Origin of the sequence: Aeromonas sp. HMWF014, from assembly GCF_963878295.1 — a bacterium.
Lineage (GTDB): Bacteria > Pseudomonadota > Gammaproteobacteria > Enterobacterales > Aeromonadaceae > Aeromonas > Aeromonas popoffii.
The window spans coordinates 1,126-8,835 of sequence record NZ_CAWNYS010000286.1 but is presented as its reverse complement, the minus strand read 5'-3'; the positions used below and the strand labels follow the sequence as shown (position 1 = coordinate 8,835).

The 7,710-nt window shown below is 62.1% G+C and carries 9 protein-coding genes; all 9 read left to right on the top strand.

Annotated elements, in window-relative coordinates; genetic code table 11:
• A partial coding sequence (gene rodA, locus AAC083_RS11925; protein ID WP_108536708.1) for a rod shape-determining protein RodA occupies window positions 1-868 on the top strand: 868 nt, incomplete at its 5' end.
• Window positions 868-1,866, top strand: coding sequence for a lytic murein transglycosylase B (gene mltB, locus AAC083_RS11920; protein ID WP_108536707.1), 999 nt, complete (start codon window positions 868-870; stop codon window positions 1,864-1,866). The genes rodA and mltB, both read left to right, overlap by 1 nt.
• On the top strand, window positions 1,808-2,746 hold the full coding sequence (locus AAC083_RS11915; protein WP_108536706.1) for a septal ring lytic transglycosylase RlpA family protein: 939 nt from the start codon (window positions 1,808-1,810) through the stop codon (window positions 2,744-2,746). Before mltB ends, AAC083_RS11915 begins: the two co-directional genes overlap by 59 nt.
• Window positions 2,747-2,941: 195 nt before the next feature.
• Window positions 2,942-4,132, top strand: coding sequence for a serine hydrolase (locus tag AAC083_RS11910; RefSeq protein ID WP_042034728.1), 1,191 nt, complete (start codon window positions 2,942-2,944; stop codon window positions 4,130-4,132).
• A gap of 279 nt (window positions 4,133-4,411) precedes the next feature.
• Window positions 4,412-4,675 (top strand): DUF493 family protein YbeD, encoded by a 264-nt coding sequence (ybeD, locus tag AAC083_RS11905; RefSeq protein ID WP_042034729.1) that lies wholly within the window; start codon window positions 4,412-4,414, stop codon window positions 4,673-4,675.
• A gap of 94 nt (window positions 4,676-4,769) precedes the next feature.
• Entirely contained in the window at window positions 4,770-5,459 is a 690-nt protein-coding gene (lipB, locus tag AAC083_RS11900) for a lipoyl(octanoyl) transferase LipB (protein ID WP_108536705.1), read from the top strand.
• An 84-nt stretch (window positions 5,460-5,543) separates the two neighbouring features.
• A complete protein-coding gene (gene lipA, locus AAC083_RS11895) occupies window positions 5,544-6,509 on the top strand; it encodes a lipoyl synthase (protein ID WP_108536704.1) in 966 nt (321 codons plus the stop codon).
• 167 nt (window positions 6,510-6,676) lie between these two features.
• Window positions 6,677-7,189 (top strand): GNAT family N-acetyltransferase, encoded by a 513-nt coding sequence (locus tag AAC083_RS11890; RefSeq protein ID WP_181364730.1) that lies wholly within the window; start codon window positions 6,677-6,679, stop codon window positions 7,187-7,189.
• 139 nt (window positions 7,190-7,328) lie between these two features.
• Window positions 7,329-7,710, top strand: a 382-nt coding sequence (locus tag AAC083_RS11885) for an RBBP9/YdeN family alpha/beta hydrolase (protein ID WP_108536710.1), incomplete at its 3' end; no start/stop codon positions are given.

Below are 7,710 nucleotides of genomic sequence, written 5' to 3'. Positions count from 1 at the left end.
CGTGGTGGTGGTGCTGCTGCTCATTGCAGTGGATGTGTTCGGCCACATCGGCAAGGGGGCCCAGCGCTGGCTGGATCTCGGCTTCATGAAGTTCCAGCCCTCCGAGGTGATGAAGGTCTCCATGCCCATCATGGTGGCAGCCTGGCTCAGCCGCCATTCGCTGCCCCCCAAATTCAGCCATGTGGTCATCGCCCTGGTGATGGTGCTGCTGCCCACCCTGCTGATCGCCGCCCAGCCCGATCTCGGCACCTCCATCCTGGTGGCTGCCTCCGGCTTCTTCGTCATCTTCCTGGCGGGGATCAGCTGGTGGCTGATCGGCCTGGCGGTGCTGCTCATCTGCGCCTTCATGCCGGTGCTCTGGTTTTTCTTGATGCACGACTACCAGCGCCAGCGGGTACTGATGCTGCTCGACCCGGAAAAAGACCCGCTTGGGCGCGGCTATCACATCATACAGTCCAAGATAGCGATCGGCTCCGGCGGCGTCTTTGGCAAGGGCTGGCTGCAAGGCACCCAGTCCCAGCTTGAATTTCTGCCCGAGCGCCACACCGACTTTATCTTTGCGGTCTTCAGCGAGGAGTTCGGACTGGTGGGGGTCGCCCTGCTGCTGGTCATCTACCTCTACATCATCAGCCGCTGCCTGTTCATCTCCATGCAGGCCCAGAACAGCTTCGAGCGTCTGCTCGGGGGCGCCCTGACCCTCACTTTCTTCGTCTATGTGTTCGTCAACATGGGCATGGTGAGTGGCATACTGCCGGTGGTAGGGGTGCCCCTGCCACTGGTGAGCTACGGCGGTACCTCCATGGTGACCCTGATGGCGGGTTTCGGCATCCTGATGTCGATCCAGACCCACAGAAGGCTGCTGGCCTGATGAGAGGGGGCTGGTTGGCGCTCGCCCTGTGCTCGCTGACGGCGAGTGCCGCCCCGGAGCCCGCGCGGCTGGCCCTGCTGGCCGAACAACAGCAGGTGCCGCTGGCCGAATTGCAGGCGGCCACGGCGCAGGCCCGGTTGCGCCAGGAGGTACTCGACACCATCAGCCGACCCTGGGAGGCCAAGCCCTGGCATCGCTACCGCCCGCTGTTCGTCACTCCGGATCGCATCCGTGACGGGCAGCAGTTCTGGCAGCAGCATGCGGCGACACTGGCCCGCGCAGAGCAGACCTATCGGGTGCCCGCCTCCCTCATCGTCGCCATCATCGGCATAGAGACCTTCTACGGCCGCCAGATGGGCCGCCACTCGGTGCTCGACAGCCTCTACACCCTGGGATTTCACTACCCCGCGCGCGAGGAGTACTTCGCCAAGGAATTTGCCCAGCTGGTGCTGCTGGCCAAAGAGGAGAAGTGGCCACTCACCCGCCTCAAGGGCTCCTATGCGGGCGCCATGGGCATGGGTCAGTTCATGCCTTCCAGTTACCGCCACTACGCTGTCGATTTTGACGGGGATGGCAAGCGGGATCTGTTTGCCAACCCGGTGGATGCCATCGGCAGCGTCGCCAACTATTTCGCCAAGCATCAATGGCGCTGGGGCGAGTCTGCCGTCGAGCCCGCCTTGATCGGCCTGGCCCCCGTCAGTACTCTGCTCAGACCCGAGCCCGAGCTCAAGCAGCAGTGGGCAGAGCTGGCCGCCGCCGGCATTGAACTCGCCACACAGTTGGCACCACAGACGCCAGTGAAATTGCTGGTATTGGAACAGGCCGATGGACCGGAATACTGGGTCGCGCGCCACAATTTTTATGTGATAACCCGCTATAACCGCAGCCCTCTCTATGCGATGGCGGCACATCAACTCAGTCAAGCAATCCAGGAAGCGTATGCATTACAGCCACAAATTTCTCCCGCTCAGCCTGAGCTTGTTGCTGGCCGCCTGTAGCAGCCAGCCGGAGCAGGCCCCCCTGCCGCAGGAACCCGTCCAGCAGGAAAAACCCCAGGTCATCGAGATCCCGCAAGCCACAGGCGCCATACCACGTCCCGAGCCCCTGAGTGCCAGCGGCAACCGTGACTACTGGATCGGCAAGCAGAAAAACGAGGTGTGGCGCGACATTAAACACTACAGCGAAGAGGGCTCCGCCAGCTGGCTGTCGCCGGACTTGGATGGCCAGAAGACCGCCAACGGCGATGTGCTGGACAGCACGCTGTTCAGCGCCGCCCACCGCAACCTGCCGCTGCCAAGCTATGTGCGGGTCACCAACCTGGCCAACGGGCTGGAGACTATCGTGCGAGTCAACGATCGCGGCCCGTCCGACAGCACGCGCCTCATCGATCTCTCCTACGCTGCCGCCAAGCAGCTGGAGATGATCGATAGCGGTGAAGCGCGGGTACGGCTGGAGCTGATCAACGACAAACCGGATCAGATGATCGAAATGGTGCCCATGATGCCGATGCAACCCATGCAACCGGCGCAGAGCCCAGCGATCCCGGCCGCGCCGAAGGCTGCGGCGCAGGAGGGTTTTATGGGTGAACCGACCTCGCTCGCCATGGCCACACCAGCCGCCAAACCAGCGCCGGCCAAGGCGGCCGCCCCCGCCAGCAGCGGCGACGGCAAGATGATCCAGGTGCTGGCCAGCGGCTCCCAGCCCAGGGCGGAAGCCATGGGCAAGGTGATGACTCAGCGCTACGGCGTGCCGTATCAGGTGGTGGTCCACGGCGCCCTCTTCCGGGTCCTGCTGGGACCGGTCGCCGCCGATCAACAGGCAAGCCTGCTCGAGCAGATCCGTCAAGGAGGGGTGGAGCAAGCCTTTATCGTCCCCTGAAACCATGCGGCTCATCCCGGGTGAGCCAGCGTCTGGTGCCCGTCGTCACGTCGTTTCCCGGCGTGACGACGGCTCCCGATGGAGAAAAAACCAGACCAGATAGTACGCCGGACTATGACCGACGGGCGCTTCTGGTATAGTTAAGCCCGCATTTTAACTTGGGTTACCCCCCTTCCAGGCTCCAGGAATTTCAAGATGTCCAAATTTGCCCGTTCAGTTATTCTGGCCTCCCTGATCAGCGCCACCGCCCAGGCCAATACGCCAGTCCCCACTCCGAACGCCGCCCCCATGGTCGTTCCCGCCGCGCCGGAGATCTCCGCCAAGGCCCATATTCTGATCGACTACTACTCGGGTCAGGTACTGGCAGAAGCCAATGCCGATGAACGCCTGCCGCCTGCCAGCCTGACCAAGATGATGACCTCCTACATCATTGGTCACGAGTTGCTGGAAGGAAACATCAAGAACACCGACATGGTGACCATCAGCAAAAACGCCTGGTCCAAAAACTACAGCGACTCCTCCAAGATGTTTATCGAGGTGGGCAAACAGGTCTCAGTCGATGATCTGAACAAGGGCATCATCATCCAGTCCGGCAATGACGCCTGTGTCGCCATGGCCGAATTCCTGGCGGGCAGCACGGACTCCTTTGCCAGCCTGATGAATGCCTGGTCCGCCAAGCTGGGGATGAAAGATACCCAATTCAAAAACCCCCACGGACTGGATGAAGAAGGTCACTACAGTACGGCTCGCGACATGGCTCGCCTGGGTCAGGCCCTGATCCACGATCAGCCGGAGGAGTACAAGATCTACGCCCAGAAATCCTTCGTGTTCAACGGCATCACCCAGCACAACCGTAACCGCCTGCTGTGGGATCAGTCCCTGCAAGTGGATGGCATCAAGACTGGCCACGTCAGCCAGGTCGGCTACAACCTGGTCTCCTCCGCCACCAACAACGAAGGTATGCGCCTGATCGCCGTGGTGCTGGGCGCCAACAGCGAAGGTTCCCGCGCCGCCGAGAGCAAGAAGCTGCTCACCTACGGTTTTCGCTTCTTCCAGAGCCTGACCCCGTACAAGGCCGGCACCGAGCTGGTCACCCAGAAGATCTGGATGGGCGACAAGTCTGAAGTGAAACTGGGCGTCGACAAGGATGTGTCCGTGCTGGTCACCCGTGGTCAGGGCAACAACCTGAAAGCGGACTTCCAGCTCGAGAGCGAACTGAAAGCCCCGCTGGCCAAGGGCCAACGGGTCGGTACCGTGTTCCTGAAGCAAGGCGACAAAGAGATCAAGCAGGTTCCGCTGGTCGCGCTGGAAGAAGTGCAGGAGGGCGGGCTGATGAGCCGTCTGTGGGATTACCTGGTGATGCTGGTCTCCAGCTGGTTCAAGTAAGAAAGACGCACAATCCTGACCAAACAGCGGCGCTAACAGGCGCCGCTGCTGTCTTTACCCGGTCATACCAGCGAATAACCCTGCATTCTGCAGGTTCCGCCGACTGTCGATTTGTGGTAAAAAGCAGCATCTCCATGTCTTGTCGAGCTGTCCGGGCCTTGATCTCTGCCCGGGCAATGCCCATATAGGCTTGTACATGACGGCCTGATGAGCCATAGGCCATCAGCCACGCAAGATTAAAGATGAAGTCATCCCGTGATGACGCCAAAAGGTGAGTAGATGAATACCAAGTTTGATGAACTGCTGGAGTTTCCCTGCAAGTTCCCGTTCAAGGTGCTCGGCGTTGCCGACCCGGCCCTGCCGGATCAGGTGGTGGAAGTGCTGCAACAACACGCCCCTGGTACTTACAGCCCGACCGTTCAACCCAGCACCAAGGGTAACTACCACTCGGTGCGGGTCACAGTAACGGCCCAGAGCAAGGAACATATCGAAGCAATGTATACCGCCCTCGGTAACATAGAGCTGGTTCGTTACGTCCTGTAAGCTGCCTCTCTCGCCCCGCCAGGGGCGATTGATTTTGTGCCACCCCGAGTGCTGACCCATGGTGCCGACTCAAGCGCCAGCCTGTGAGGAAAAGATGTCACCCCAGATCCCCGCCCAGCCACAGCTGCTCGTCAGACACCTGGGTCGCCGCCCCTACCAGCCGGTATGGGACGCCATGAAGGCCTTCACCGATAGCCGCACCAGCGACACCCCGGACGAGTTCTGGGTGGTGGAGCACGATGCCGTCTATACCCAGGGCCAGGCCGGCAAGGCCGAGCACCTGCTCGCACCGGGCGATATCCCCGTGGTGCAGAGCGATCGCGGCGGTCAGGTGACCTATCACGGCCCTGGCCAGCTGGTGCTCTATGTCCTGGTGGATGTGCGCCGCAGCAAGCTGTCGGTGCGCGAGCTGGTGACCTGTCTGGAAACCGCCATCATCAAGACCCTGGCAAAGAGTGGGATTGAGGCTTATGCCAAACCCGATGCCCCCGGCGTCTATGTGAAGAACGCGCTGGGCACCTCGATGCAGACAGAAGCCAAGCTGGCCTCGCTGGGCCTGCGCATCCGCAAGGGCTGCTCGTTCCACGGGCTGGCGCTCAATATCAACATGGACATGACCCCCTTCCTGCGCATCAACCCGTGCGGTTATGCGGGCATGGCCATGACCCAGACCAGCGACCTGGGCGGCCCGCAGAGCGTGGCCGAAGCACAGGCCCTGCTGGTGGCCGAACTGGCCAGCCTGATTGGCTATCACACGATCACGAATATCGACGATGCGGCCTGAGAAAGCCCTGCCGTACGGCCGCGAGGGCACAGAGATGACCCTGACGGCTATCAACCAAACAATAACAAACACCGAGAGTGAATCATGAGCAAACCCGTTCGTATGGAGCCGGGCGTCAAGCTGCGCGATGGCGATAAGATGGCCCTGATCCCGGTGAAATTCATGCCGGATCCCAACGAGGAAGTGCTGCGCAAACCGGACTGGATGCGGATCAAGCTGCCGCCGTCCAGCCAGAAGATCGAGCACATCAAGAGCACGCTGCGCAAGAACAAGCTGCACTCAGTGTGTGAAGAGGCCTCCTGCCCCAACCTGGCAGAGTGCTTCAACCATGGCACCGCCACCTTCATGATAATGGGCGCCATATGCACCCGCCGCTGCCCCTTCTGCGACGTGGCCCACGGCCGCCCGCTGGCGCTGGATCCCGACGAGCCGAAGAAGCTGGCACTCACCATCAAGGAGATGGGGCTGAAATACGTGGTCATCACCTCGGTGGACCGCGACGATCTGCGTGACGGCGGTGCCCAGCACTTCGCCGACTGCATCAAGCAGATCCGCGAGCACAGCCCGCAGACCCGCATCGAGATCCTCACCCCGGACTTCCGTGGCCGGATGGAGCAGGCGCTGGAGGTGTTCCGCGAGACGCCGCCGGACGTGTTCAACCACAACCTGGAAACCGCCCCGCGCATGTACCGTGTCGCCCGCCCCGGGGCCGACTACAAGTGGTCCCTTGAGCTGCTGCGCCGCATCAAGGAGATGCACCCCCATGTGCCGACCAAATCCGGTGTCATGATGGGCCTTGGCGAGACCAACGAGGAGATAGTGCAGGTGCTCACCGATCTGCGCGAGCACGGCGTCAACATGCTGACCCTGGGCCAGTATCTGCAGCCGAGCCGCCACCACCTGCCGGTAAAGCGCTACGTACCGCCCGCAGAGTTTGACGAACTGAAGGATATCGCCATGGCGCTGGGCTTCTCCCACGCTGCCTGCGGCCCCTTCGTCCGCTCCTCCTACCATGCAGACCTGCAAGCCAAGGGTGAAGAGGTGAAATAACCGCCTCCACCCCTGGTCAAAAAAGAGCGCCCAAGGGCGCTCTTTTTTATGGGCCAGCCGCGCGCCATCTGTACCGGGCAACCGCAAGCGATGCGTCAGCGCCGTTTGCGCTCACTTCACCGCCGGGTTAACGTGGGCACCCATTCGTCCGTTGAGTGATGTGCAGTATGCCAACCCCCCTCGTTCGCCTGATCCCCATGAGCCAGGCCCACTACCCCGCCTACTGCGCCTACTTCATCGAGGACTATGCGCAGGATCTCGCCAGCAATCATGGCCATGATCTCGCCACCGCCCGTCGCAAGGCCGAGGCCTCCCTGCTGCACTCTCTGCCGCAAGGGGTCGACACCGCTGGCCACTGTTTGCTCTGCATCCTGCCCGCCGGTGAAACGGAGGGGGCTGGCCCAGCGACAGCCGCAGAAATGCTGCCACTGGGCTATCTCTGGCACGCCATCGACCCCGACGCCAGCGCCACCTTTATCTATGACTTCTATGTCGCACCGGCTCACCGCAGCCAGGGCATTGGCAAGGCCGCCATGGCGGTGCTGGAAACCGCGCTCAGGGCCAATGGCATCAGCCAGATCAAGCTACGGGTCGCATACGACAACCCGCGTGCCCTGGCGCTCTACCAGGAGGCGGGCTTCGCCATCACCGGCTACAACATGGCCAAACGGCTGGACTGAGCGGTTTGACCCGCCCCTGTACCACCCAGACAGGGGCGTGTCCCCACCCGGCAAGCGCTGCTATGATGTGGCCGCCCCGGCCAGTTGCCGCAGCGGCACGGTTTTTCATTCCCTGTTGTCCCGTTTCAGGATCATGCTCATGCCACACACCCGCGTTTTCATCGTGCACGGCTACACTGCCTCCCCCCAGTCCCACTGGTTCCCCTGGCTCAAGCAGCAGCTCGAAACCCGCGATATTCATGTCGAGGTGCTGGCCATGCCAGACCCGCACCAGCCGACACCGGCTGCCTGGGATGCCGCCATGGACAACCTGGTCCGGGATCACGATGAGCGCACCTTCCTGCTGGGCCACAGCCTCGGCTGCATCGCCATACTGCGTCAGCTCAGCCGCCTGCCCGTCTCCCGCCGGGTGGGCGGGATCCTGCTGGTGTCCGGTTTCGAACAGCCGCTGCACACCCTGCCGGAGCTGGATCCCTTCATGCAGCCGGGCTACGACCCGGCGCACATCATGACCCTGGCCC